The organism is Alloalcanivorax profundimaris (genome assembly GCF_015265435.1).
Taxonomy (GTDB): domain Bacteria; phylum Pseudomonadota; class Gammaproteobacteria; order Pseudomonadales; family Alcanivoracaceae; genus Alloalcanivorax; species Alloalcanivorax profundimaris.
Genome location: NZ_JABJWH010000020.1, coordinates 103,349 through 129,284, shown reverse-complemented (window position 1 = coordinate 129,284; position 25,936 = coordinate 103,349). Strand labels below are relative to the sequence as shown.

The 25,936-nt window shown below is 63.8% G+C and carries 24 protein-coding genes; 9 read left to right on the top strand and 15 right to left on the bottom strand.

The genetic code is table 11. The annotated features are described in order from the left end of the window. The first annotated feature begins 106 nt into the window (after positions 1–106). Together HMJ39_RS10960 and HMJ39_RS10955 are read left to right on the top strand one after the other, a co-directional pair. Entirely contained in the window at positions 107–4,594 is a 4,488-nt protein-coding gene (locus tag HMJ39_RS10960) for a phosphodiester glycosidase family protein (RefSeq protein WP_228462294.1), read from the top strand. Between the two features lie 11 nt (positions 4,595–4,605). Beyond that, the gene (locus tag HMJ39_RS10955; RefSeq protein ID WP_194297334.1) at positions 4,606–5,343 is read left to right on the top strand and encodes a hypothetical protein; all 738 of its coding nucleotides are present in this window, start codon (positions 4,606–4,608) and stop codon (positions 5,341–5,343) included. 39 nt (positions 5,344–5,382) lie between these two features. Here the strand turns inward: HMJ39_RS10955 and HMJ39_RS10950 are convergent, their stop codons facing one another. Continuing rightward, positions 5,383–6,117 (bottom strand): 4'-phosphopantetheinyl transferase family protein, encoded by a 735-nt coding sequence (locus tag HMJ39_RS10950; protein ID WP_228462293.1) that lies wholly within the window; start codon positions 6,115–6,117, stop codon positions 5,383–5,385. A gap of 98 nt (positions 6,118–6,215) precedes the next feature. Between HMJ39_RS10950 and HMJ39_RS10945 the strand changes: the two genes are divergently transcribed. Genes HMJ39_RS10945 through HMJ39_RS10930 form a run of 4 tightly spaced genes read left to right on the top strand, consistent with a single transcriptional unit; the run spans position 6,216 to position 9,243 of the window. After that, a complete protein-coding gene (locus HMJ39_RS10945) occupies positions 6,216–6,776 on the top strand; it encodes an NADPH-dependent FMN reductase (RefSeq protein WP_194297333.1) in 561 nt (186 codons plus the stop codon). Between the two features lie 43 nt (positions 6,777–6,819). Next, positions 6,820–7,542 (top strand): SDR family oxidoreductase, encoded by a 723-nt coding sequence (locus HMJ39_RS10940; RefSeq protein ID WP_194297332.1) that lies wholly within the window; start codon positions 6,820–6,822, stop codon positions 7,540–7,542. Next, entirely contained in the window at positions 7,539–8,510 is a 972-nt protein-coding gene (locus HMJ39_RS10935) for an acyl-CoA dehydrogenase family protein (RefSeq protein ID WP_194297331.1), read from the top strand. The genes HMJ39_RS10940 and HMJ39_RS10935 overlap by 4 nt, the downstream gene beginning before the upstream one ends. Before the next feature lie 4 nt (positions 8,511–8,514). Beyond that, complete coding sequence (locus HMJ39_RS10930; protein WP_194297330.1) at positions 8,515–9,243, top strand: DUF4336 domain-containing protein; 729 nt, start codon at positions 8,515–8,517, stop codon at positions 9,241–9,243. Between the two features lie 32 nt (positions 9,244–9,275). On the opposite strand, the gene HMJ39_RS19160 is transcribed toward HMJ39_RS10930, so the two are convergent. Then, positions 9,276–9,938: a FadR/GntR family transcriptional regulator gene (locus HMJ39_RS19160; protein ID WP_194297329.1), complete on the bottom strand. Its 663-nt coding sequence runs from the start codon at positions 9,936–9,938 to the stop codon at positions 9,276–9,278. A 314-nt stretch (positions 9,939–10,252) separates the two neighbouring features. Between HMJ39_RS19160 and gdhA the strand changes: the two genes are divergently transcribed. Together gdhA and HMJ39_RS19205 are read left to right on the top strand one after the other, a co-directional pair. Further along, positions 10,253–11,605 (top strand): NADP-specific glutamate dehydrogenase, encoded by a 1,353-nt coding sequence (gene gdhA, locus HMJ39_RS10920; protein ID WP_194297328.1) that lies wholly within the window; start codon positions 10,253–10,255, stop codon positions 11,603–11,605. A 207-nt stretch (positions 11,606–11,812) separates the two neighbouring features. After that, positions 11,813–12,211 (top strand): GreA/GreB family elongation factor, encoded by a 399-nt coding sequence (locus HMJ39_RS19205; protein ID WP_407645815.1) that lies wholly within the window; start codon positions 11,813–11,815, stop codon positions 12,209–12,211. A 66-nt stretch (positions 12,212–12,277) separates the two neighbouring features. Here HMJ39_RS19205 and ccoS read toward each other — a convergent pair whose 3' ends face one another. From ccoS to HMJ39_RS10875, 8 genes are all read right to left on the bottom strand, one after another. Further along, on the bottom strand, positions 12,278–12,463 hold the full coding sequence (gene ccoS, locus HMJ39_RS10910) for a cbb3-type cytochrome oxidase assembly protein CcoS (RefSeq protein WP_161384053.1): 186 nt from the start codon (positions 12,461–12,463) through the stop codon (positions 12,278–12,280). After that, positions 12,460–14,871, bottom strand: a complete 2,412-nt coding sequence (locus HMJ39_RS10905; protein WP_194297326.1) for a heavy metal translocating P-type ATPase — start codon at positions 14,869–14,871, stop codon at positions 12,460–12,462. The genes ccoS and HMJ39_RS10905 overlap by 4 nt, the downstream gene beginning before the upstream one ends. Continuing rightward, positions 14,861–15,079: a hypothetical protein gene (locus tag HMJ39_RS10900; protein WP_194297325.1), complete on the bottom strand. Its 219-nt coding sequence runs from the start codon at positions 15,077–15,079 to the stop codon at positions 14,861–14,863. Before HMJ39_RS10900 ends, HMJ39_RS10905 begins: the two co-directional genes overlap by 11 nt. Beyond that, a complete protein-coding gene (gene ccoP, locus HMJ39_RS10895) occupies positions 15,063–15,956 on the bottom strand; it encodes a cytochrome-c oxidase, cbb3-type subunit III (protein WP_194297324.1) in 894 nt (297 codons plus the stop codon). Before ccoP ends, HMJ39_RS10900 begins: the two co-directional genes overlap by 17 nt. Further along, on the bottom strand, positions 15,953–16,141 hold the full coding sequence (locus tag HMJ39_RS10890; protein WP_161384057.1) for a cbb3-type cytochrome oxidase subunit 3: 189 nt from the start codon (positions 16,139–16,141) through the stop codon (positions 15,953–15,955). Before HMJ39_RS10890 ends, ccoP begins: the two co-directional genes overlap by 4 nt. Further along, a complete protein-coding gene (ccoO, locus tag HMJ39_RS10885) occupies positions 16,134–16,766 on the bottom strand; it encodes a cytochrome-c oxidase, cbb3-type subunit II (RefSeq protein WP_228462292.1) in 633 nt (210 codons plus the stop codon). The genes HMJ39_RS10890 and ccoO overlap by 8 nt, the downstream gene beginning before the upstream one ends. Then, the gene (gene ccoN, locus HMJ39_RS10880; RefSeq protein ID WP_194297323.1) at positions 16,763–18,238 is read right to left on the bottom strand and encodes a cytochrome-c oxidase, cbb3-type subunit I; all 1,476 of its coding nucleotides are present in this window, start codon (positions 18,236–18,238) and stop codon (positions 16,763–16,765) included. Before ccoN ends, ccoO begins: the two co-directional genes overlap by 4 nt. 139 nt (positions 18,239–18,377) lie before the next feature. Beyond that, the gene (locus tag HMJ39_RS10875) at positions 18,378–18,830 is read right to left on the bottom strand and encodes an Rrf2 family transcriptional regulator (RefSeq protein ID WP_194297322.1); all 453 of its coding nucleotides are present in this window, start codon (positions 18,828–18,830) and stop codon (positions 18,378–18,380) included. Positions 18,831–18,903: 73 nt separating this feature from the next. Here HMJ39_RS10875 and HMJ39_RS10870 point away from each other — a divergent pair, with 73 nt between their 5' ends. Further along, positions 18,904–19,284, top strand: coding sequence for a SirB2 family protein (locus HMJ39_RS10870; protein WP_194297321.1), 381 nt, complete (start codon positions 18,904–18,906; stop codon positions 19,282–19,284). A 7-nt stretch (positions 19,285–19,291) separates the two neighbouring features. On the opposite strand, the gene HMJ39_RS10865 is transcribed toward HMJ39_RS10870, so the two are convergent. The 5 genes from HMJ39_RS10865 to HMJ39_RS10845 all read right to left on the bottom strand — a co-directional run bounded on the left by HMJ39_RS10865 (position 19,292) and on the right by HMJ39_RS10845 (position 25,814). Beyond that, complete coding sequence (locus HMJ39_RS10865) at positions 19,292–20,005, bottom strand: anaerobic ribonucleoside-triphosphate reductase activating protein (protein ID WP_194297320.1); 714 nt, start codon at positions 20,003–20,005, stop codon at positions 19,292–19,294. Positions 20,006–20,055: 50 nt separating this feature from the next. Next, the gene (gene nrdD / locus HMJ39_RS19060; protein ID WP_161384062.1) at positions 20,056–20,217 is read right to left on the bottom strand and encodes an anaerobic ribonucleoside-triphosphate reductase; all 162 of its coding nucleotides are present in this window, start codon (positions 20,215–20,217) and stop codon (positions 20,056–20,058) included. Further along, positions 20,214–21,950 carry a ribonucleoside triphosphate reductase gene (locus HMJ39_RS10855; RefSeq protein WP_194297319.1) on the bottom strand — a complete coding sequence of 579 codons (1,737 nt, stop codon included), beginning with the start codon at positions 21,948–21,950 and terminating at the stop codon, positions 20,214–20,216. Before HMJ39_RS10855 ends, nrdD begins: the two co-directional genes overlap by 4 nt. 120 nt (positions 21,951–22,070) lie before the next feature. Further along, a complete protein-coding gene (gene hemN / locus HMJ39_RS10850; protein ID WP_194297318.1) occupies positions 22,071–23,465 on the bottom strand; it encodes an oxygen-independent coproporphyrinogen III oxidase in 1,395 nt (464 codons plus the stop codon). A gap of 69 nt (positions 23,466–23,534) precedes the next feature. Next, the gene (locus HMJ39_RS10845; RefSeq protein WP_161384065.1) at positions 23,535–25,814 is read right to left on the bottom strand and encodes a nitric-oxide reductase large subunit; all 2,280 of its coding nucleotides are present in this window, start codon (positions 25,812–25,814) and stop codon (positions 23,535–23,537) included. Between the last annotated feature and the right edge of the window lie 122 nt (positions 25,815–25,936).

Below are 25,936 nucleotides of genomic sequence, written 5' to 3'. Positions count from 1 at the left end.
CCACTACCGTACCGGCTTCGTTTGGTCCCTTTACCGATAATGACCGGGAGAAAAAACGGTGAGCAGTCGTCCCAGGTGGCGCCACGCAGGCGTGGCCCCGTTGTGCTTGTTGGCCGTCGCCGCGTTGAGCGGCTGCGGCGGTGATACCGATACCGTCTACCGCGACCAGCCGGTGGATGTGCCCTATGTGGAGGATCTGTCCGGCGCGGAATCGTTCAGCGCCAACGTGATCGCGCCACCGGAGGACGCCGAGGCGCAATTCGCGCCGGCCACGCCGCCCACGGTGTCCGGCACCACCGCCCGGGAGACCGTGCCCACCGACATCAGCGACTTCCACCGCTATGCCGTGAACCGGGATCTGACGATCACCGAGGGGCGGCTCAACCACACCCGCGACGAAGCCATCATCAGCGCCGAGTTCAATCTGGGCGACAGCCTGTCCCTGGTGCCGGTGACCCGCTCGCGGGGGCAGTTTTCCTTCGAGCGCACCACCACCTCGGCGAACCACGCCATCGACAACGGCGACAACCTGATCCTGGCGGTGAACGCGGATCCCTACAGCATGACCCAAGGCTGGAACACCGGCCTGATCAAGAAGGATGGCGTTACCTACACCGGCTTCTCCGACCGCAACGAAGACCTGATCGTGGTCTACCAGGATGGCCGCGCCGATATCCTGCGGGAGGTGCCCACTTTCACGCTCAACCTCTACCAGGACGGCAGCGCTCTGGGTGAGCTGGGTACCGTGCACTACTTCGACAACGCCACCCAGGTGAACACCGGCTTCAGCCGGGGCAACGGCGAGGTGGAACTGTACCTGGCGGAAAGTTACCGGGGCACCGTGGACCTGACCGGTCGCTCCGCCGCGCTGGTGAAGGCGGAAGCTAACGGCATCAGTGTGGTGACGCTGGAGCACGGCGGCATCAGTGCCCAGTTGCCGCCGCTGAGCGGCACCGTGGTGGCACGCGTCGAGGACCGCGACGGCTATGTGATCCCCGCCGGCCATGCCCTGCTGGTGGACGACGGCGCCCTGAACGCCGGCGCCCGGGTGGACATCCGCTATGAAACCGACGACCCGGACTGGGCCAATGTGAAAAGCGCCCTCGGCGCTGGCTTCGGTCGGGGCCTGCTGGTGGAGAACGGCCAGCTCGGCGACAACCAGAACGAGAACGCGATCAGCGGCCGCACCGCCTTCGGCGTGCGCGCCGACGGCAGCTATTTCTTCCTGGTGGTGGACAAGCCGGTGGGCTCGCTCACCGACGGCATCACCGAAACCAAGCTGGGGCAGTTGATGATCGCCTACGGCGCCGACCGCGCCATCAATCTGGACGGCGGCGGCTCCACCACGCTGGCGGCGCGCCTGCCCGGTGAACGCTACACCTATCTGCTCAATACCCCGTCCGACGGCGGCGAGCGGGTCACCGCCACCAAGTGGGGGCTGGCGCTCAACACCGAGCGGGCCCGCGCGGCCAGCGACGCGGTGGCGGTCTACCCGCGCACCATTACCCTGATGGCCGGTTCCACCTACCGGCGCTTCAAGGGCGTGGGCTATGACGCCGCGTCCTGGGAGCGCGGCGGCGAGGTGCCGGAATACGGCATCAGCGAAGCCGGCCTGGGCCTGATCGACGCGCGCACCGGCGCCTTCCGGGCCGGTGACGGTAATCAGGAAGGCTATGTGGTGGTGAAAGTGGGGGACCGCAAAGGCGTGGCCCGGGTCCGTGTCACCGCGGAACTGGACGAGATCCGTTTTGCCAGCGCCGCCATCGCCGTGGACAGTGGCGCTACCGTGGCGCTGCAACCGCAACTGATCAGTCAAGGCGAGGCGGTGACTTTCTCCGCCGAGGCGCTGGCGTATCAGGTGGACGACGCCGCCCTGTGCCAGGTGAACGCCAACACCGGTGAGGTGACCACCGCCCCGGTTCAGGGCCGCCAGTGCACGGTCACGGTCAGCGCCGCCGGCAAGAGCGCCGCGCTCACCATCAATATCGGCGTGGCGCCGGAGATCGTCGCCGATTTCGAGGGCGACGTGAGCATGTTCCAGGCCGCCGGCGCGCGCCATCGCCGGGTGGAGATCGAGCGCGTCCAGGACCAGGTGTTCGACGGCGCCCATTCCATGGCGCTGCGCTGGGAGGCCAACCCGGACCAGCCCGGCACCTTCGGTGCCTATCTCACCGACCCCGGCGGTGTCACCGAACTGCCGGGTTACCCGAAATACCTGGGCGTGAACGTGTACATTCCCGATGAACTGGCCGGCAAGGTCTGGTGGGTGCGGGGCAGCCTCAAGGACGCGGACGGCAAGACCGTCACCATCAACTACAACAACGACGGCGAGCAACTGCCGGAGCGCGGCTGGCACTTCATGAAGGCCAGCATCGGCAGCGGCTACCGCGAGCCGCTGACCTTCTACCAACCGTTCCGCTTCCTGGTGCTGAAGACCGCCGAGCGTATTGATTCCCAGGTGGTGCTGGACAACTTCACCGCCATCTACAGCGACGACACCGACCTGGCCGGCCCGGGCGTCACCGCCACGCCGGCGTCCGGCGATACCGTGGACAGCGCCGATCCGCTGATCGCCCTGCAGGTGAATGACGCGTCCGGCGTGGACTTCGCGGCCAGCCAGCTGACCCTGGACGGCCGTGACGTGTCCGCCGACCTGACCAACAACGGCAGCGACCGGATCCGCTATCAGGCCGCCGGCCTGGACGACGGCTGGCACCGGGTGGACTACCGTCTGTTCGACATCAACGGCAACGTCACCGCCGGCAACTACCTGTTCAATGTGGTCACCGGCGCGCCGCGTCTCTATATCGACAGCGACAACATTCAGTTCTACCCGGGCGGCACGTTCAGCATTCCGATCCGCGCGGTGGGCGCCGAAGCGTTCAATGATCTGTCCCTGACGCTGGACTACGACAGCACCAAAGCCACCATGACCGTGGACGACGGGGACCTCACCGCCACCGGCGTCAACGAGACCAGCGGCCGCTGGCAGGGTCGATTCACCGGCTTCAGCGACGCCACCGGCGTGGTCGCCTACCTGAACCTGAGGGTACGCGATTACATTCAGAACACCTTCGTCTCGGTGGTGGTGAACGGCACCCTGGACGGTGACACCTTCCATCATCCGGTGGTACGCAAGGAAGTGGGCAGCCGCTACCGCCTGCTCACCGACTGGGGCATCGAAGGCGAAAGCACGCGGATGCTGGTGGTGGATCAGGCCGGCAATCCGGTGCCCGGCGTGACCCTGGAAACCTTCCGCTACAACAGCGGCACCGATCAGATCAGCGATGTCACGGTGCTCGGCGACACCGATGCGGAGGGCCGGCTGAACGTCACCCTGCCGGCCGCCACCGATACCCAATCGCTGCTGTTCCGCGCCTACGACGGCCAGGGCTCCTCCCTGATGACCGACGTGCGGGCGCTGGTCGAGCGGCTCGGCGAGACGCCGCGTTATGTGTTCCTCACACCCGGCCGGGATGCCACCGCCATGAACGTGGCCTGGTTCACGGCCAGCACCGTGACCGATTCGCGGGTGCGCTTCGGCGTTGACGGCCTGGATCGGGAGATCACCGGCGAATCGCGCATCGTGCCGTTCTTCTACGGCAGCGAAGCCGGCGTGGTGCGCGTGCACCGGGCCACCCTGGAGGGTTTGCGGGCCGGCAGCGACTACCAGTATCGGGTGGGCGCCGACGGGGCCATGAGTGACACTTTACGGTTCGCCACCGACGACGGCGATGACCGGGTACGCATCCATCTGTTTGGCGACACCCAGACGGTGTCCAACGACAACCTGTTCAACGGCAGTGGCCTGGTCACCGAGCTGTACCGGAAAATGCAGGCCCAGTTGCCGGACGGCGATCTGATTCTGCACGTGGGCGACTTCACCGAGGACCTGACCGACTACCGGCTGGTGCGGCTGTTCTTCGAGGCGCTGGAAGGCGACGACATGCTGGCGTCCCATCCGTTCGTGCCGGCCCAGGGCAACCATGAGGTCTACAACGAAGGCGCCCGGAAGTTCGCCGATCTGATCCCGCTGCCCGGCAGCGACAGCGGCCTGCCGGCGCCCTACGACGACGCGGTCTACAGCTTTGATCGCGGACCGGCGCACATCGCCGTGATCACCTCGGAGCTGCAAAGCGAGGCGGACTGGCCGGTGATGATGGACTGGCTGCGCCGCGATATGAACGCCAGCGACGCCACCTGGAAAATCCTGATGGTGCACCGCCCGCCGTACAACGGCAACGCCGCCTCCGGCAACGGCCGTTCCCAGGCCCATATTCCGCCGGTGGTGGATGAAACCGGCATCGACCTGGTGCTCTCCGGCCACGATCACATGTACTCGCGCAGTCTGCCGCTGACCGCCGGCAAGCCGGCGCCGGGCGGCGCCACCTATCTGATCGCCGGCTCCGACTCCGCCAAGTACTACGACAACAACGGCGGCGGCATCGCCCTGATCGCCGACGTGCTGTTCGACGACAACGTCAACACCTACACCACCCTGGACATTCAGGGCGAGGCCCTGCGGGTACTGACCCGCACCCTGGACGGCACCGTGGTGGACGACGTCACCCTGCACCCGCGCACCGACCGCTGAGGAGAGCCGCGATGAAACTGAGAAACGCTTTGCCGATCACGCTGCTCGCCGCCGCCCTGGCGGCCTGCGGTGGCGACGACGAGACCCGCTACGTGGACCGGGACGACCCGACCCCGGTGGAATACATGCCGGTGGACGGCTACGTGCTGGGCTTCTGGGTAATGGACACGCAGGACGGCTGCGACGGCCCCTGCATCAACGACCACTCGCCCTACGGTGATCCGCTGTACGGGCTGGACGCCGACGATCAGCCGGCGGCGCCGACCCTGACCGACGGCGGAGAGGTGGGGCGCGTGGCGGCGTTCGCCAACGACTACCGCCTGGTCACCCGCGATACCGGCTCGCTGAACAACAGCGTGATCGGCGAGCGGTTCACCCTGCACCTGCGCGCCCGCACCGATCAGGCCGATGCGGTACCGGTGCTGGCACTCGCCGGCGAGGGCGGCACCGCGCTGCGCATCAGCCTGGCCCGGGACCGCCTGCTGGTGGAGCTGCCGTCGCAGAGCCGCCGGCTGCTCACCGCTCTGGACGCGGGCGACGGCTGGCGGGAAATCCAGCTCGCCGCCGATGGCGAGCGTGTGACCTTGGCCGTGGACTGCAACACGGTGGAAGGCTTTGACGTGGCGCCGGGCGTGCCGGTGCTAGGCAGCGATCCGGTGGGCGCCACGGTCGGTGAAGGGTTCGCCGGGGCGGTGGATCTGGTACGTCTCAGCCGCCGCGACGAGGGCAATCTGTTCTGCGCCGACTAGTTGCTGTACGGCGCGATAAACGCGGCCCGAAGGCCGCGTTTATCGCGGTATGGTGATCCAGCTAAGCACCCCCGCCGACTCTTCCTCGGCCCTGAAAGACAGGCAGGTACCGGCGGACCAGTCCTCCGACAGGTCGGTCAGCAGCCGGATACGACCGTCTTCCAGGGCCGCATCCTGAAAATAGAAACGCCGGCCGGTGAGAGGGTAGAGTGCCTTGAACAGGCTTTCCTTCACCGAAAACGTCAGAGTGACATGGCGGGCCAGGGCGTCCTCGGACAGTCCGGCCAGGGCCTCGCGCTCCACAGGAGTCAGCAGTTCACCGCATAGTCGCGCTGCCCGGGCCGGTGCCAGCCAGTGCTCCACGTCCAGGCCCAGCCCTTGCCAGTTGGCGCCGTCGCCCACCAGGGCGGCGGCCCGGCCCCGGGAATGGGTGATGGCGCCCACCGCCCCCACCGGCCAGCGCGGCGCCCGGTCGGCGCCGATGCCGGGCACCGCCTCCAGCCCCAGGGCGTGGCGCAGGCCGGCTCGGGCGCACACCCGCCCGGCCAGGTATTCGGTGCGGCGCTTGGCGATGGCCCCGGCCAGGGCGGCGGGGGGCTCGATGTCGGCGCCAGCGAAAGCGCCCTCGTCGAACGCCTCCGGCCGATAGCCGCAGTGCGCCAGCACCAACCCGGCCCCGGGGGTTCCGGTGGTCAGATCGTGCAGGCAGGGGGGCAGGGCGGTGTCGGTCATGGGGTCGCTGGGGCCGGAATCGGTGGCGGCAAGGCGTCTCATAGTGGACCGCCGGGGCGGCGATCACAACCGGAGCGATTGCGCCGCCGGCCCGGATAGTGCTAAACCCGGAGGCTCTCTTTTTTCGCAAGGAGCCGAGCATGCTTCGTCTGAACGTGATCATCGCCAGCACCCGGCCGGGCCGGGTGGGGTCCACCGTGGGCACCTGGTTCTATGAGCTGGCCCGCCACCATGGCAACTTCGATGTGCGCTGGGTGGATCTGGTCGATTTCAATCTGCCGGTCTTCGACGAGCCCCACCACCCTCGCCAGCAAAACTACCAGCACGAGCACACCAAGCGCTGGGCCGCCAGCGTGGACGAAGCGGACGCCTATGTGTTCGTGGTGCCGGAGTATAACTTCGGGCCCACGCCGGCCCTGCTCAACGCGCTCAATTACGTCTACCACGAGTGGAATTACAAGCCGGCGGCCTTCGTCAGCTATGGCGGCATTTCCGGCGGCATGCGCTCGGTGGAGGCCACCAAGCCCACGCTGACCACCCTGAAGATGATGCCGCTGATCGAGCAGGTGGCGGTGCCCTTGGTGCAGGAGCAGCTTGAGGACGGCACCTTTAAGGCCAAGGACATCCAGGAACAATCCGCCATCGCCATGCTCGACGAACTCAAGCGCTGGGCGGATGCCCTCAAGCCGATGCGCGGCTGAGCGACTCGCCGCCGGACCACATAACGAAACAACGGGAGAGCACATGCAAAGCCGCACCTTTCTGATCACCGGCGCCACCAAGGGGATCGGCCGCGCCGCGGCCGAGCGCCTGGCCGCCGCCGGGCACGGCGTGGTGGGCATTGCCCGCCACGGCGACGACCCGGATTTTCCCGGCACCCTGGTGAGCGCGGACCTGGGCGACCGGGACCAGACCGACGCCGTCCTCCAGGACCTGGCGGGCCGCTTCGACTTCGACGGCGTGGTCAACAACGTGGGCATGATCAAGCCCCAGGCTTTGGGCGAGATCGACCTGGACACTTTCGACACCATCCTGGCGCTGCACCTGCACCCGGCGATCCAGGCCAGCCAGGCCCTTCTGCCGGGCATGAAGGCTCGGGGCTGGGGGCGTATCGTCAATGTCTCCAGTCTGACCATCTTCGGCCTGCCCGGCCGCACCGCCTACGGCAGCGCCAAGGCCGCCATGGTCAACTTCACCCGCACCTGGGCCCTGGAGCTGGCGCGCACCGGCATCACCGTCAACGCCATTGCCCCGGGCCCCATCGAGACCGAGCTGTTCCGCGAGAACAACCCGCCGGGCAGCGACCGGGAAGCGGCCTACCTGGATCTGGTGCCCATGCGGCGGCTCGGCGGCCCCGCCGAAATCGCCGCCACTATCCAGTTCATGCTGGGCGAGGAAAGCGGCTACATGACCGGCCAGACGATCTGCGTGGACGGCGGCGCCTCCGTCGGGCGGGCCGCGTTTTGAGCGGGGCGGACACCGACAGGCGCCGCTTCGAGGCGCTGCGCCATTGTCTCACCGCTTCCCCGGATACCGCCGCGCCGCGCGATCTGGCGGCTTGGTGCCGTGACTGGCGGGCCCGGGTGGAGAGCGAACCGGCGCCGGTGGCCCAGGCGATCCTCGGCGGCTTCGCCGCCGACCGGGTGGGTTGGGCCTTCGCCGCCGGCTACCAGGCCGCCCTGCGCCAGTTGCTCGCCGGCGTCAACGAGCAACCCGCCGCCGACGCGCGGCTCGCCCTGTGCGCCACGGAAAGCGGCGGCAACCGGCCCCGGGACATCGCCACGGTGCTGCGCCGGGACGGCGACGGCTGGCGCCTGGACGGCGCCAAGAGCTGGATCACCCTGGGGGAAGCGGCCACCGAACTGCTGGTGGTGGCGCGCCTGGAGGACGGCGGACCGCGCCCGGCGCTGAAGGTGGCCCGGGTGCCCGCCGGCGCCGCCGGCGTTACCCTGGAAAATAAAGCGCCGCTGGAGTTCGTGCCGGAAATCCCGCACACCGCCGCGCGCTTCGAGTCGGTGGCGGTGCCCGGCGATGGGCTGCTCGACGGCGACGGCTACGACACCGTGGTGAAGCCGTTCCGCACCATCGAGGACACCTTCATCGCCCTGGCGGTGCAGGCCTGGCTGCTGCGCGAAGCCCGTGTCCGCCGCTGGCCGGCGCGGTTCGCGGAGGTCCTGGTCACCGGCCTGGAGAGTCTGGGCGCCCTGGCGGCCCGGCCCGCCGGCGACCCGGTGACCCACCTGGCGCTCACCGGCGCCCTGACCCGGGCCCAGGGGCTCTACGACGACGCGGACGGGCTCTGGGAAGAGCAGGGCGGCGATGCCGCGGCCCGCTGGCACCGCGACCGGCCGCTGTTTCGCCTCGCCGCCAAGGCGCGGTTGCTGCGCGCACAGCGGGCCTGGGAACGGCTTAATCCTGATCAGGAGGGGAAATGAGACCATGAACGAAACGGCCCTGACCGAAGTGGCTCCTATTGAGGTGGGCGAGGAGCTTTGGCTGGTGGATGGTCCGGTGGTCGATTTCTACGGCTTTCCGTACTCCACTCGCTCGGTGATCGTCCGCCTGCCGGGCGGCGGCCTCTGGGTCTGGTCGCCGGTGCCGCTCACCCCGGCCCTGCGCGCCTTCGTGGACGAACTCGGCCCGGTACGGCACCTGGTCAGTCCCAACAAGCTGCACCACCTGTACCTGGACGAATGGCACCAGGCCTGGCCGGAAGCCGCTCTCTGGGGCCCGGCTTCCACGCAACGGAAAAGGTCCGACCTCACCTTCACCGGCACCCTGGACGACACCCCGCCGAGCGTCTGGGCGGATACCCTCGATCAGATCTGGCTACGCGAGGCCCTGTTCCTGGACGAAGTGGTGTTTTTCCACCGCCCCTCGCGCACGGTCATCCTGGCGGACTTCAGCGAAGCGTTCAGCGACGACTTCCTGCGCCGCCACTGGAAACCCTGGCAGCGCTGGATCGCGCGGCTGTGGGGCATCACCGAGCGGCCCGGCAAGGCACCGCTGGAAGTGCGCCTCAGTACCCTGCGCCGCCGCCGCGCCCGTGAGCGTGTGCGCCGGATCCTTGCCTGGCAGCCGGAAAAGGTGATCATGGCCCACGGCGTCTGGCGCGCTGAAAACGGCACCGCTTTCCTGCGCCAGGTGTTTTCCTGGCTCGACGTGTAAGGCAATGCCGCTCCCTGCCCGTCGAGTTCGAGTCAATCCGGCAATATCTTCCCTGATATCAATGAGATGCGTAATGCCGGGGTCAGCATTCGATGTATCATCTCCGCGGCGGCCTCGCCGTCGCCCATTTTTATGGTACCGAGAAGAACTTCCTGGTCCGACATATTGGTCTTGTAAGGTGGAACATGCCGCGCAATCTCTTTGATCGTCTCCTCGACAACAGGGGCGCAGTGACTATAAAGGCTGGACAAAGCGATATTGTGGGCGGCGGCAACAAGCGAGGAATGGAAGCGTAAAATCTGTCGAGTGCAATCTCCTATGTTATTAGCGGCGTTCTTTCCAGCCTGAAGAGCTTGGTGCATTTCCTGCAAATCCTCCTCGTTTCGGCGGTGGGCGGCAAGCGAGGCCGCCTCACTCTCCAGAATAATGCGCATTTCCAGTTGATCCTGAAAAATCGCTCGCTTTATTCGCTGTTTTGTTTCTTGCCATGAAGGAAGCGCTACCAAGTAGCGACCGATTCCTAATCGATCTTCCACCATCCCAATCCTATCGAGAAAATACATCGCTTCCCTGACGTCTTTATCCGGCAGAGCCAGTTCAGCTCCTAGCTCGGAGAGAGGGGGCAGCAGGGCGCCTTCCTCACAGTTTCTTCTTTGCAAAAAAGCATGCACGGAGCTGGCCGCTTGTATAAGCACTTCTCTTCTCCAGGTAACAAGCTTGAATAGGGGGCTTGTCTCGCCGGACCGCCGGAAAAACTCCGGGGCCGGCGTTGAGGATGGAAGATGGGTGGCGAGAAGAGGCGGCAGCTTTGCATGATCGGGAAAATTTGAACTTCAGGTGAATTGACCAATCGGTTAATCTTTTATTCTGGCGGTCATCGCCGTTTGCCATTCTAGTGCTTTTTTAAAGGGTGGCGGAGGGGCTCTGTCAACCTTTTCAAGCACAATGCCCTCTTTTTTTCATGAATTCCAGCGTCGACCGGTTACGGGGCGCCCTTCAGGGAGTCATTATGAGCCATGTTTCCAGTGTAATCGCTCGTCTACAGCAAAGTAGTCCGGGCCAGACAGAGTTTTACCAAGCAGTGGAGGAGGTTCTGGAGGTATTGTCGCCGGTTTTGGATACTGATCCCCGCTATCGAAGCGAGGGGGTAGTCGAGCGTCTTCTTGAGCCGGAACGTCAAATTCTGTTCAGAGTGGCCTGGGTTGACGATAAGGGTGCTGTACAGGTGAACAAGGGATATCGGGTTCAGTTCAACTCGGCTCTGGGGCCTTACAAGGGCGGCTTGCGTTTTCACCCCAGCGTGAACAGCGGAATCATAAAGTTCCTGGGTTTTGAACAGATATTCAAGAACGCATTGACTGGGCTTCCTTTGGGAGGGGCGAAAGGCGGGTCTGATTTCAATCCAAAGGGTCGCACTCAGGGCGAGGTCATGCGGTTCTGTCAGGCTTTCATGACAGCTCTTTATCGCCATATTGGTGCCACCATGGACGTGCCGGCGGGGGATATCGGTGTTGGACACCGTGAAATCGGTTATCTGTATGGTCAGTACCGTCGTCTCAGTGGTCGGTTCGAAGGCGTGCTTACGGGCAAGTCCACGGACTGGGGCGGTTCCCTTGGCCGCAAGGAAGCGACCGGCTATGGATGCGTGTACTTCGCCGAAAACATGCTGGCCGAGAAAGGCGAGACTCTGGAGGGGAAACGGTGTCTTGTTTCCGGCGCGGGCAATGTCGCGCTTTATACCATGGAAAAACTGGTGGAGCTGGGCGCGAAGCCGATTACCTGCTCGGATTCCACGGGCACTCTGATTCATCGCTCAGGTCTTGATGTGCCCTTGTTGAAGAACATCAAGGAGAGAAACCGTGACCGCCTTGCCAGTTATCTCGATGATCACCGCGATGCGTTTTTTGTTCGCGCGGAGGATTATGACGACGGCCGCCTGCCGGCTTGGCTGGAGAAAGCGGATCTGGCTTTCCCTTGCGCCACCCAGAACGAGTTGCTGGGGCCGGATGCCGAAGCACTGTTGGCCAATGGCATACGTTGTGTCTCGGAAGGCGCCAATATGCCGTGTTCGCGCGATGCCATATCCCTCTTTCTTCGTGCCGGTATCAGCTATGGCCCGGGTAAAGCCGCCAATGCCGGTGGCGTGGCGGTCAGCCAGTTGGAGATGCAGCAGAATGCGGCCATGGCGCGTTGGCCCGCGGAGCAGGTGGACAGAACGCTGAGATCGATCATGAGTGGAATACATCGTGATGCCAGCGAAACCGCCATGGAATTCGGCGCGCCGGGGAATCTGGTGCTGGGCGCGAATATAGCGGGTTTTCGGCGTGTTGCCGATGCGATGATTGACCAGGGTGTGTTCTAGGCAGCTTTCCACGTTTCGGGGTTGCTTTATATTTTTATTGGGCTATGGTCAGGGCATTGAATTTATTCATGGTTCGAGGCACGCCGTGATCCTTTGCCGATTTCTTCTGACCGTCCCCCCCACCTTTCTCGTCTAAGCCGGACGGGCACGCCCGTCCGGCATTTCTTTCCCGAATATAATGTCTTTTCTTGATCAGGAGATGTGCTGATGGCGCCCTGGTGTGCGCGATGGTGTCTGCCCGGTTCCGGGAAGGTACGCGGATACCTGTCGGTTCGAGGATGGTGGATGTTGTCACCTCATGTGCTTGGTAGCTTGTTGGCAAGAATGGAGGAGAGAAAGCGTGAACGAGAGCGTTCAATGACGGCGGATATTGACACCCGTGTATGGATTGTCGACCTGGACCACGGTGGTGAGATGGATTTCGTTCTGGTGGAGCCGGGCCGCGCGAAACCGAATCGCCGGGTTATATCGATCCTTTCACCCTTTGGAGAGGCTCTTTTGGGCGCTCGCATTGGCGATATGGTACATCCTCGCTTTCTCGGGCATGAATACAGCGTTCTGATAAAACACGTGGAACCTTATAAGGAGGATACCAGGTATGAGTAAGGAGAAAGAGAAGAAGAAGGCGAAGAGGACGCTTAAAGAAAAGCGCCGCGACAAGAAGAACAAAAACTAGCGAACAGGAGGGTGGGTTTCGCCCTCCCTCCGCTTTTCTTCATCGGTGGCGTCCGCGATGGGAAGAAGCCCGGGGCTGTTCAAATCCTCGAACTGGTCGTGGTTGACCGCCCAGAAAAAAGCGGTCACCGCGCCAATCAGGATAAGCAGCGACAGAGGAATCATGATCAGGATTATGTTCATGGATGAGCTCCATCCGCGACGTGTTCGATATGACCGGTTTCCATTTTGTCATGATCGATCCTGAGGGCATTAAGGACAACCACCAATGAGCTGGCGGACATGCCGATGGCGGCGAGCCAGGGCGGCACCCAGCCCATGGCGGCCATTGGCATGGCGCACAGATTGTAGGCCAGCGCCCAGCGTTGATTCTGGGCCAGTACCCTTGATGTGGCAAAGGCCAGGTTCCGTGTTTCATTGATGCCGCCAAGATGTCCGGAGCAGAGTACGATGTCCGCCTGTGCCTGGGCCAGATCACTTCCGGACGCCAGCGCTATGGAAACATCGGCGCCCGCCAGGACCGGCGCGTCGTTGCTGCCGTCGCCGACCGCCAGTACGGAATGCCCCGCCTGACGCAGTTCGGAAATGCGTTCCAGCTTCTCGTCCGGCAAGCAGCGGCTTCGCCACTCTGAGATACCAAGGCGGTTCGCGACGATACGTACCCGGTCCCTGGAATCACCACTGACAATCTCGCTGGTGACGCCTTTCGCGGCCAGGGAGCGCACCGTGTCGGCGGCGCCCTGGCGCAGCCGCTCCCGTATCCGGAAGCGCCCGAGAACACGTCCGGCTTCCGCGAGTACCAGGTCGTCATCTCCCTCCTTTCCGCCGGTGGCGAAGTCCGCTCTGCCGAGGCTTAACCGGCGGCCGTCGACCTGGCCAGTGACGCCGAGCCCGGGGAGGTTTCGGGCGTGTTCGACCGGCAAGGCGTGCTGGCCACAGGCGGCGGCGAAAGCGGAAGCGAGGGGGTGCTGGGTGATCGCGGAAAGACTGGCTGCCCAGAGGAACACGGTATCCCGATCAAGGGACAGGTCATGCTCGACGATGGACAAGGTCGGTTCGGTGAGTGTGCCGGTCTTATCGAATACGGCATGGTCGATATCCGTCAGCGCTTCCAACGCATCCGGCCGGAGCACCAATACTCCCCGGCGCGCGAGCACGGACAGGCCGCGGGTAATCGCGGCGGGCACCGCCAGGGCGAACGCACAGGGGCAGGAGACGACCAGCACCGCCAGGCAGGCGTCCAGCAGCCGGCTGGGATCAAGCACCGACCAGACCAGCGCGGTAACGCTGGTCAAAGCGAGAACCCGTAGCACGAAGCGGGACGTGGTTTTCTCCCCGGCGCGCGCCAGGCGAGGGCGACTTGTTTGCGCGCGGGTGGCCAGATTCGCCAGATTGGCGAGGAAGGTTTCCTCGCCGCAATGGGTCACACGAAACGTCATCGGTTGACCCTGCACCACGCTACCGGCGATGACCGGGTCCCCGGCGACTTTGTCCACCGGGCTGGATTCTCCGGACAGAAGGGATTCATCCACCCGTGCATGGGCGTCCAACAACAGCCCGTCGGCGGGAATGGAGCCACCATCCCGGACCCGCAGACGGTCGCCGGCCCGGAGTTCGCTCAATGGGACTCGATGTGTCCGGTTCTCGTCGTCGAGCCGTTCCGCCCAGCTCGGAGTGAGGCGTGCCAGAGCGTCGGTGTGATCGAGTGCGCGATGTCGCGCCCGCATCTCGAGGTAACGCCCGGTCAACAGGAAGAACACCAGCATGGTTACCGAATCGAAGTAGACCTCGCCGGCGCGAGTCAGGCATTGAACAAAGCTGGCGCTGTAGATAATGGAAACCGCCAGCGCGATCGGTACGTCCATATTGAGGTGCCGGCCGCGCCAGGCGCGCCATGCCCCTTGAAAGAAAGGGCGCGCGGAATACAGCACCACCGGCGACGCCACCAGGAATCCCAGCCAGCGAAACAGATCCAGCGTCGGCCCCTGGATCTCGTTGTCCGGTCCCAGATAGAGCACCAGGGCGAACATCATGGCTTGCATCATGCAGAAGCCAGCCACCATTAAACGCTTGAGTAGCTGTCTGGATTCATCGCGCCGAGCGTCGTCCAGAGAGCCGGAATCCAGAGGGCGTGGTTGGTAGCCGGCGCTGGAAAGCGCGCCCAGAAGGTCACTCAGGGTGGTCCGGGCCGGTTGAAACATCACGCGAACACGACGCGTCATGGCGTTCACGTTGACACTTTCGACACCGGGCAGAGCACTCAACGTTCGTTCAATCAGCCAGACGCAACCGCCGCAGCGTATTCCATCCACCAGCAGAGCCACCTCACTGCTTTTAGCGGAGCGGCGGCGTAGCACATGACGGGATAGCCGGGGATCGGTCCAGACCTCGGCGTTGTGACCGTCCTCGGGTTCGGGCCTGCGGGAGGGCGCCTGGCGCAGGCGGTAGAAATCGCCAAGTCCCTGCTTGTCGATCCAATGCACCGTGTCCTGGCAAGCGGAGGAGCACACCGGTACCCGGTGTCCATCGAGCCGGGCGGAGAGGGCGGGGTGGGCGATTCTGGCGCCGCAGTGATGACAATCAACGTTCATTGGGGGCTTCCCGTACCTGGCCGGGCTCACGATGCAGCGGAACGCCGCGGAATGCGGTGCCCTGTTCGGCGGGCCCGTGCGCCTGGGGAACTGAAAGACTTATGACGATCAGATGGACACTCGCCGTCACGCTGGCGAGCAGAATCAACAGGCCCAGCCAGAGCAGCGGCACGCGATACCAGGGTGTTTTTTCAATACGATGGCCCATTGCTCAGAATCCAGGCGGTGATGAGGCGAATTCGGGCCTCGTCCAGTCTGTCTTTCCAGGGCGGCATTTCCCCCTGGCGCCCGTCGCGAATGGAGGCAATGATCCGTTCCAGTTCGCCGCCATACATCCAGGCGTCATCGGTCAGGTCTGGCGCGCCCATGGCCGGATTGCCGGTGCCGTCCGGACCATGGCAGCCGGCACAGGTGCTGAAATGTTCGCGTCCGACGGCGGCGGCGGCGGTGTCGTGGGACTGGCCCGACAGACTTCTTACATAGTGAGCGAGATTCTTGACCCGCCCGTAGCCGAGAAACCCCCAGGCCGGCATGACGCCGTCGCGCCCCTCGCGGATGCTGGCGAGAATGGTGTCTTCGTCGCCGCCATGGACCCAGTGGTCGTCAACAAGATCCGGCGCGCCAATCGCCGTGCGCCCCCGGGCATCCAGGCCATGGCAAGCGGCGCAGTTATCCTGGAAAAGCCGGCCGCCTATCCGTACGGCGTCGGCATCGCCGGCCAGTTCGGAAGGCGCTTGCGTTCTGGCTTGCTCCATCAGGGGACCGAGGCGTTCCTCGTTTCTGGCTTGGGCCTGTTCCAGTTGAGCCCGGGAGCTCCAGTCCAGAATGCCGTCATAGGCACCGAATCCGGGATAAAGGACCAGGTACCCGATACCGATCACGAAGGTACTGGCGGACATCCAGTACCACCAGCCGGGCAATTTGCGCACGCCTTCGCGCAGCGTGCCATGGGCCCACACGTGACCGGTGGTGCCGTCATCCCGGGTGGGAATGTGTACCCGGGTGCCCCACAGAAAAAGGAACAGAGTAATCCCCAGGTTCAACACCACCAGGAACATGATCCAAAGCGACCAATGCAGGCTCATGTCGTTTCCTCTTTTTCCGCTTTTACTTGGCGGCGCGCCTCGACGGGGTCTTCCATGGGCAGGTCCGCCATGCGCTGGAAGACCACGCGATGACGGTCACGCCAGGCCCAGATCCAGATGCCGAGAAAGATGCCCATAAGCAGGACGATCATGACGCCGATGGCATGTCCCCAGAGTTCACTCATCGGATGCCTCCCGCTGTGTGCCCAGACCTTGTAGATAGGCGACCAGCGCATCGAGTTCGGTTTTGCCCTTAAGCGCCTGCGGAGCGGCGGCGATCTGTTCGTCGGTATAGGGGTCGCCCAGCCGTCGCAACGCACGCATGCGCGCCTGGATGTCCTCGGCGTCCATGGTGGCCTCCTCGAGCCAGGGATAGGCGGGCATATTGGATTCCGGTACCAGCGAGCGTGGCGCCAGCAGATGTTTGCGCTGCCAGGCGTCGGTGTACTTGCCGCCCACCCGCGCCAGATCCGGACCGGTACGCTTGGAGCCCCATTGGAAGGGACGGTCGTAGACGGATTCGGAGGCGGTGGAATAGGCGCCGTAGCGTTGGGTTTCGAACCGCAGCTGGCGCACCATTTGTGAGTGGCACAGGTAACAGCCCTCACGGACATAGATATCGCGGCCCGCCAGACGCAACGGGTCATAGGGCTGGACATGGTCCGCCGGCTGCACGCGGTGGGCCTCCATGAAAAGCGGCGTGATCTCCGCCAGCCCGCCCAAGGAGACCATGAAGGCGGTGAGAATGCCCAGCAGCCAGGCGTGTTTCTCGATTTTCTCAAAGTGACGATAGCGAATCGGGAACTTCATGAGGCACTCCCGCCGGCGCTGGAAAGGGGTTCCGGAGTCTGGTCCTGGACCGGCTCGGGCACCGGCACCGGAATCGGGTTGATCAGGCGCGCGCGAGCGTCATCGGCGGTATGCCAGAGATTCCAGAGCATCACGCCCATGCCCGCGAGCGTGAACAGGCCGCCCAGCCAGCGCACCACGTAGAAGGGTTTGATGGCCAGCAGGCTTTCGATAAAGGAATGGGCCAGGGAGCCGTTGGCCAGGGTTTCACGCCACATCAGCCCTTCAATGACACCCGCCGCCCACATGCCGCCGATATAGAGGAGAGTGCCGGTGACGTGCAGCCAGAAATGGAGCTCCATGGCCGCCCGTGAATGCATGGGCTTGCCGAGCGCGCGCGGCGCCATGGCGTACAGCGAGCCGATGGTGATCATCGCCACCCAGCCCAGGGAACCGGAGTGCACATGGGCGATGGTCCAGTCCGTGTAGTGGGAGAGGCTGTTCACGGATTTGATGGCCATCATGGAGCCTTCGAAAGTGGCGGCCGCGTAGAAGACCAGTGACAACACCATGAATTTCGCCGCCGGATCCGTTTTCAAGCGATGCCAGGAACCGTTGAAGGTCAGTAGACCATTGGCCGCCGAGCCCCAGCTGGGCATCAGCAGGACCAGGGAAAAGGCCATGCCCACGGATTGCACCCAGTCGGGCAGGGCGGTGTAGATGAGGTGATGTGAGCCCGCCCACATGTACACCGAAATAAGAGCCCAGAAGTTGACGATGGAAAAGCGGTAGCTCCAGAGTGGCTGGCGCGCCTGGCGTGGAACAAAGTAATACATCATCCCGAGAAAGCCAGCGGTAAGGAAAAACGCCACCGCGTTATGGCCGTACCACCACTGCACCATGGCGTCCACCGCCCCGGAATAGACCGGGTAGGACTTGGTCAGCGAGACCGGGATCACCATGTTGTTGACGATATGCAGCAGGCCGACGGCGATGATGAAGGCGCCGTAGTACCAGTTCGCCACGTAGATATGCCGGATGCGGCGGCGGGCCAGGGTGGCGAAGAACACGATGCCGAATGACACCCAGACCACGGCGATCAGCAGGTCGATCCACCATTCCGGCTCCGCGTACTCCTTGCCCTGGGTAAGTCCCAGTGGCATGGTCACCATGGCCAGTACGCAAGCGGCCTGCCAGCCCCAGAAGGTGAAGCGCGCCAGGCGTTCCAGAGCCAGGCGTGTGTGGCCGGTACGTTGCACCACGTAATAGCAGGTCCCCATCAAGGCGGAACCGCCGAAGGCAAAGATCACGCCGAAGGTGTGGGCGGGCCGGATGTGGCTGAAGGTCAACCAGGAAACGCCGAAGTTGAGTGATGGCCAATAGAGCTGGGCGGCGGCGAACACGCCCACGGACATGCCGATGGCGCCCCATACCACGGCGGCGAGCAGAAAGAGACGGACGACGTGGTCGTCGTAGGTTTCGGTGGCTTGCATGGATTCTCCGGCCCGTACACGGGCCCCTGCGGGCTCCCGTACACGGGCCCCTGCGGGCTATGGCTGTCGGAGTTAAAACATGTATAATTTATACATGTTAATGGGCGCGTTCAAGTCCGGATCAGGGAGTCCGGCCGGATCAGGCGCCGGCGGCGGGTTTCAGGCGGGCGAAAAGCTGCTGCTGGAGCCGGCGGCGTGGCTTCAGGAGATGGGCCAGGGTATAACCGTCCAGGGTTTCGAGAAAGGCTCCGAGGGCGTTATTCAGAGCACTGCGTAGCTCGCACGAAGAGGTCAGTACACAGGCGTCTGGATCGTCGAAGCACTCGACGATGTTCAGACTGGGCTCGGTGTCGCGAACCACCTTGCCGATCACGATGCGTTCCGGGGCCTGGGCCAGGCGGAGGCCGCCGTTCTTGCCCCGGATGGTTTCCACGTAGCCGAGCTGGCCAAGCCTGTGCACGATCTTGACGATATGGTGCCGGGAAATACGGTAACTGTCGGCGATCTCGGTGATGGTGGCGAGCTCCTCGCCATGAAGACCGAGGTAGATCAGAACGCGCAGGGAGTAATCGCTGTACTGGGTCAGTTTCATGGACGTCCGTCGTCGACTCTTAACAGGGTGGGTGGGGACAGTCTGACATATTTTCAAGATCAAGGAGCGCGACGTGCTCTATCTGACGGTCAAGCATCTGCACATGACATTGGCGGCACTGAGCGTGTCCTTCTTTGTGGTGCGGGCCTGGTGGTCGGTCCGCGAATCGCCTCTCGGTCAGCGGCGCTGGGTTCGGGTGGCGCCCCACGTGCTGGATACCCTGCTGCTTATTTGCGGGCTGATTCTGATGGTGTTGCTGCGTGCCTGGCCTCATCAGACGCCGTGGCTGGCCGCCAAACTGGCGGCGCTGCTGTTGTACATCGGGTTCGGCACCCTGGCCATCAAACGGGCGCGTTCGTCCGGTCAGCGGGCGCTGTTCACGGTTCTGGCGGTTATGGTGTTCGCCTACATGGTGGCGGTGGCGATCACCAAGAATCCCTTGCCCGGGGCCTGAACCGGTTCTAGCGCAGAACAAGGGTTTCGAAGCAGGGTGCCAGGGCCGCCAGGCGTTGTTCGAGCTCGGCTCGGGAGGGCGCCCCGGCAACTGGCCGCTGGTATCGGGGGTCCAGGCATTGCTCGGTGCGCGCCAGTTGCAGCGCGTAATGCCGGATACCCCGACGCGCCAGCCAACGCGCCAGCCGCTCCACCTGATCGATCTGAAAATCCCGCCAGTGCACGGTGGTTCGACACTCCAGCGCGACGCCGCTGGAAAGCAGCACGTCCAGACTCTGGCCATGCCGGACGCCAACTCCGGGGCGTCCGGCGATGCGGTCGAAATCCGCCGGCACGCCTTTCACGTCGAGGCCCACCCAGTCCAGATAGGGCAGCAGACGTAGCAAGCGCCGCGGGTAGGGGCCCGCGGTGTGCAGTCCGATGCGATACCCCAGCCCCCGGGCACGACGGATCGCCGCTTCCAGATATCCATGGCGGGTCGGTTCGCCGCCGCTGAACACAACCGCATCCAGCAGGCCGCGCCGCCGGTGCAGAAAGGCCTCTACCTCCAGCCACTCCGTGAGACCGCCCCGGCGCGGGGCGATCATGCCGGGATTGTGGCAGTAGCCGCAGCGCAGAGGGCAGCCTTGCAGGAATACCACGCAGGCCAGCCGGCCCGGATAATCCAGTGTGGACAAGGGGGTCAGCCCGGCGACCGGCAGGCGTACGGGTATTGGTGTCATGGTGCTCACTCCGGGTCGGATCGAGCCGGCCCGGATTGCCTCCTGTTGGTCTAGCGAGTCGGTGGCTGGACGAAGTGCCGCCGTTGGCGGTGTTCCGACTGCTTGCCGGCGTTGAACTGCGTCACCGGCCGGTGATAGCCCATGACGCGGGTCCAGACTTCACAGCGTTGCCGTTTGGCCGGATCGAGGCGGGAGGAAATGGAAGCGTTCATGGCGAACTCCTTGCGTCTGATGGTTGAAAGCCGCTACCGGCCCTGGCGAGCAGTTCTTCGTCGCAAAGCGGGCAGAACTCGTGCTCGCCGGACAGGTAGCCGTGCACGGGACAAATGGAAAACGTGGGCGTGATGGTGAGATAGGGAAGACGAAAGCGCGACAAGGCCCGGTGGACCAGCTGCTTGCAGGCGCCGGCGTCGCTCAGTCGCTCTCGCATGTACAGATGCAACACCGTGCCGCCGGTATAACGGGTTTGCAGTGGATCCTGATGCAGTAGCGCCTCGAACGGATCCTCGGTGTAATCCACCGGCAACTGGCTGGAATTGGTGTAGTAGGGCGCCGCTTCGGTACCCGCCTGAAGGATACCCGGGTAGCGCCTGGCGTCCTCCTTGGCGAAACGGTAGGTGGTCCCCTCCGCCGGCGTGGCCTCCAGGTTGTAGAGATGGCCGGTTTGCTCCTGGAACGCACGCAGACGGAGCCGGACGTGATCCAGAAGTTCCAGGGCCAGGTTGCGGCCCTCCTCATCGGCGATGTCGAGCCGGTCCCGGGTGAAATTGCGAACCATCTCGTTGAGGCCGTTGACGCCCAGGGTCGAGAAGTGATTCCTCAGGGTGCCCAGGTAGCGCTGGCTGTAGGGGTAGAGCCCGTTATCCATCCAGTGCTGGATGCATCGCCGTTTGATCTCCAGGCTGTCGCGGCCCAGCCCCAGAAGCCGGTCCAGCTCGGCGAACAGTGCCGCGCGGTCGCCGGCGAAACGGTGGCCCAGGCGCGCGCAATTGACGGTCACAACGCCCAGGGAGCCGGTCTGCTCGGCGCTGCCGAACAGGCCGTTGCCTCTTTTCAGAAGCTCGCCGAGATCAAGCTGCAGCCGGCAGCACATGGAGCGCACCATGTGCGGCTGCAGGTCCGAGTTCAGAAAGTTTTGAAAGTAGGGCAGGCCATACTTGGCGGTCAGCGCGAACAGGCGGTTGGCGTTGTCCGAGTCCCAGTCGAAGTCCGGCGTGATGTTGTAGGTGGGAATGGGAAAGGTGAAAACGCGGCCGTTGGCGTCGCCGGCCTCCATGACCTCCAGATACGCGCGGTTGAGAAGGTCCATCTCCGCCTGCAGGTCGCCATAGTAAAAGGCCTGCTCCTCGCCGCCGATCACCGGCACCTGTTCGCGCAGGTCCGCGGGGCAGGTCCAATCGAAGGTCAGGTTGGTGAACGGGGTCTGGCTGCCCCACCGGGAGGGGACGTTCAGGTTGTAGATGAATTCCTGTACCGCCTGGCGGACCTGGTCATAGCTGAGCCGGTCCCGGCGGACATAGGGCGCCAGGTAGGTATCAAAGGAACTGAAGGCCTGAGCGCCGGCCCATTCGTTCTGCAGCGTGCCGAGAAAGTTCACCATCTGCCCCAGGGCGCTGGACAGATGCCGCGGTGGCCGGCTTTCGGCGCGGCCGGGAACACCGTTGAAGCCTTCTGCGAGCAGGTTGCGCAAGGACCAGCCCGCGCAGTAGCCCCCCAGCATATCGAGATCGTGGAGGTGCAGATCGCCGTCGCGATGAGCCGTGGCCACCGCCCGGGGATAGACCTGGTCAAGCCAGTAATTGGCGATCAACTTACCGGAGACGTTCAGGATCAGGCCGCCCAGCGAGTAGCCCTGGTTGGCGTTGGCATGCACGCGCCAATCCAGGCGCTGCAGGTACTCATCGACGGTATCGCGCACGGATACCCGGGTGTCTTGGTCGGTCATGGCAAGGCCTGGGGATCAATATATGGTTGGTTTATTTGTTAATTGATACTATATGTTGTGTTTTTCCGAGGCGATCCTTGCGAGCCGGGACGCTGACCCAGGTCAAGGAAAGAGCCCGGCTCAAACCGTTCGCGAGAAATGCCGGGTTTCACGGGCATTGCCCAGGTGGGCATCGAACACCATGGCCAGATTGCGCATTACCAGCCGCCCGCCGGGGCGCAGATACAGCCCGTGTTCGTTGCAACGGATCAGGCCGTCCTCGACAAAGGTGGACAGGGCCTCCAGCTCCGTCTGGAAGTAGTGGAGAAAGTCGATGCCATGACGCCGGGCGGTGCTCTCGAAGTCCACGCAGCCGAGGCACATCAATTGCTGTATGACATCGTGACGAAGGCGGTCGTCGGCACTTCTGCTGTAACCCAGAGCGATGGGCAACCGGTCCTGGTCCAGTGCCTGGTAGTAGGTTTTGAGGGACTTTTGGTTCTGGCAGTAGTGGTCGCCGATGTTACCGATGGCGGATACGCCCATGCCCAGAAGATCGCATCGGGCGTGGGTTGAATAGCCCTGGAAATTGCGGTGCAGCAGACCGTCGTCCAGCGCCCGGGAAAGTTCGTCGTCCGGCAGCGCGAAATGGTCCATGCCGATATAGCGGTAGCCTCCTGCGCGCAGACGCTCGACCAGCTGGCGCAGCAGGTCGAGCTTGTCGTCGGCGCCGGGCAGGTCGGAGGTGCGGATCAATCTTTGCGACCGGAAGCGGCCGGGCAGGTGCGCGTAGCCGTATGCCGCCACCCGGTCCGGGCGCAGAGCCAGTACCTTTTCCAGGGTCACCGCGAAGCTCTCGCGGGTCTGCAAAGGCAGGCCATAGATCAGGTCCAGATTGATGGAATGAAAGCCGGCTTGCCGGGCGGAACGCACCAGATCACCGATGGCCGCTTCGCTCTGCTCCCGGTTGACGGCCCGCTGGACGGCGGGATCGAAATCCTGCACGCCGAAACTGATTCGGTTGAATCCCAGGGCGTGGAACCATTCCAGCCGTTCTCCGGTGACCGTGCGAGGATCCACCTCCAGGGAGAAATCCCGCGCGGGGCTTATGTCGAGGCGGAAATGCCGCGCCAGGGTGTCCATCAAACGGGTCAGCTGATGGTCATCAAGAAAAGTGGGGGTGCCGCCGCCAAGATGAATCTGACTGACCAGACGATCCGGATCGAACAGCTCGGCCTGCAGTTTTATTTCCCGCTCCAGATAGCGCAGATAGATGTCCGCCTTCTGGTGGTCGTGGGTGATGATCTTGTTGCAGGCGCAGTAGTAGCAAAGCTTCTCGCAGAACGGAATGTGCAGGTACAGCGACAATGGCCTGGGAAGCAGGTCTCCATTACTGTGCTCCACCGCATGGCGATAGCGTTCGACGCCGGCCACCGGGCGAAAGCATGGCGCGGTGGGGTAGGACGTGTAGCGTGGGCCGGGGCGGTCGTATTTTTTCAGCAGGGGACCGCTCAGGCCATACAGGCTGTCATCCATATCGTACTCCGGGTGCCCGGCGGCGGGGCCGCCGCCGGGCGGTTGGTTCGTGATCGCGATTCAGCTCAATCAGGGAGAAGCGGGTTGCTCGTGTTGCTCCGGTGACGGTTCCGCGCGATGCAGGATCACGCCGAGCACCACCTGCCAGGCCACCGCCAGGGCGCCAAGCATGAACACCACATCCCCGAAAGTGCGAACCCAGCGCAGGGTTTGCAGGATGTCCTGCTGCATGAAGCCTTCGCTGCGCGCGTACCAGAGGCCCTCGCTGACGCTGGCCTGGAACTGGATGATGCCGATTGGCAGAAGGCTGGTGGTCACCATCAACACCAGGCCGATGTTGAGTAGCCAGAAGCCGGTGCCCATCAGCTTGTTGTTGAACACCAGATTGGGGCGGATATAGCGGAGCACCAGCAGCGTGAAGCCGAGCGCCAGGAAACCATAGACGCCGAACAGAGCGGAATGGGCATGCACCGGCGTGGTATTGAGCCCCTGGATGTAATACAGGGAAATCGGTGGGTTGATCATGAAGCCGAACACCCCGGCGCCGAGCATGTTCCAGAAGGCCACGGCGATGAAACAGGAAAGTGGCCAGCGAAGCTGCGCCATCCAGGGGCTTCTTTCGCGCAGCCGGGAGTGCTCCCAGGCTTCATAGCCGAGCACGATCAGCGGCACCACTTCCAGGGCGCTGAAGGTGGCGCCCACGGCCATCACCGGCGTGGTGGTGCCGGCGAAATAGAGGTGGTGAAAGGTGCCCGGGACACCACCGAGAAGAAACAGGGAGGCGGACGCCAGGCTGGCACCGGTGGCCATGGTCCGGCTCACCAGACCGAGGTTGTAGAAGATGAAGGCCAGCGCGGTGGTCGCGAACACCTCGAAGAAACCTTCCACCCACAGATGAACGATCCACCAGCGCCAATACTCCATGATCGACAGATGGGTGCGTTCGCCGTAGAAAAAGCCGGCGCCGTAGAACAGGCCAATGGCCACCACCGAGGCGGTCAGCAAGGCCAGCAGGCTTTTTTCGCCGGGACGGCGCAACGCCGAGGTGATGCCGCGCATCATCAGGACCAGCCAGAAGGCAATGCCGGTGAACTTGCCGATCTGCCAGAGGCGGCCCAGGTCCACGTATTCATAGCCCTGGTGCCCGAGCCAGAAGTTGAGATGGGCGGGCATGACCTGGGCGATGGCCAGATAGTTGCCGACGAAGGAACCGACGACGACCACCACCAGGGCCCAGAAAAGGATGTCCACGCCCAGTTTCTGGAATTTCGGGTCCTTGCCACCATTGATGATTGGCGCCAGGAACAGGCCGGCGGCAAGGAAGCCGGTTGCGATCCAGAACAGCGCGCTTTGGATGTGCCAGGTTCTCACCAGGCTGTAAGGGAACCAGCGCGACACGTCCAGACCATAGAATTTCTGACCTTCCACGGTGTAATGGGCGGTGAAGGCGCCGATGAAGACCTGAAAGATGAACAGTGCCACCACCAGGAACAGGTATTTTCCCAGGGCCTTCTGGGATGGCGTCAGTTGAATCAGGGTCAGCGGATCGCGCGCCGGCGCGGTGGGTTCCTCTTCATCATGCCGGCGCAGGAAGGCCCAGGCCCAGATCAGGAAGCCGATGCCGGCGATCAGCAACACCACGCTGACGATCGACCAGACGATGTTCTCGGCGGTGGGAACATTGCCGATCAGCGGCTCATGGGGCCAGTTGTTGGTATAGGTCGCTTCGCCCGGGGTCCGCTCGGTGGCCGCCGCCCAGGCGGTCCAGAAAAAGAACCGCGTCAATGCCTGCCGCCGTTCCGGGCTGGGCAGGGTGTCCTCCTTCATGGCATAGCTTTCGCGAGTGCCCCGCAGCGCCGGGTCATCGCTGAACAGGCGCTTGTAATAGTCAGCGGCCTGCGCCATGGCCTCAATGCGCTGCCGGGACAGCACCAGGGTGCCCTGCTCGGGATCGAAGGTGTTGGCGCGGTAGGCCTGTTTCAGAGCCTGGCGGAGCAGGGCCTGGCGTTCGCCGTCCAACTGGTCGTAGGCGAGGCCGTAGCGCTGCTCGGCTTCCAGATCAAGCCAGGCAACCAGTTCACGGTGAAGCCAGTCCGCGGTCCAGTCCGGGGCCTGGTAGGCACCGTGGCCCCAGATCGACCCGAGCTGCATGCCACCGACGGACTGCCAGGCGGTCTGCCCGTCGAGAATGTCCTCGCCGGTCATCAGGACCTGCCCGGATTCACTGACCACGCGATCCGGGATCGGCGGTGCCTTGCGATACACCTCGGTACCGAAATACCCCAATAGAGCGAAGGTGACCGCGAGGACCGCGATCAGCGTCCACCAAAGATTACGATAGTGGGTCATGGCTGAGGTTCTCCCCATGGGTTGATGAACTGCTTTTCATAAGGTGTATTTAAATTACATCTTTAAAGATGTATTCGCAATGCATCTTTAAAGTTAAAAAAAGGGCCGGGCATCCGTGGATA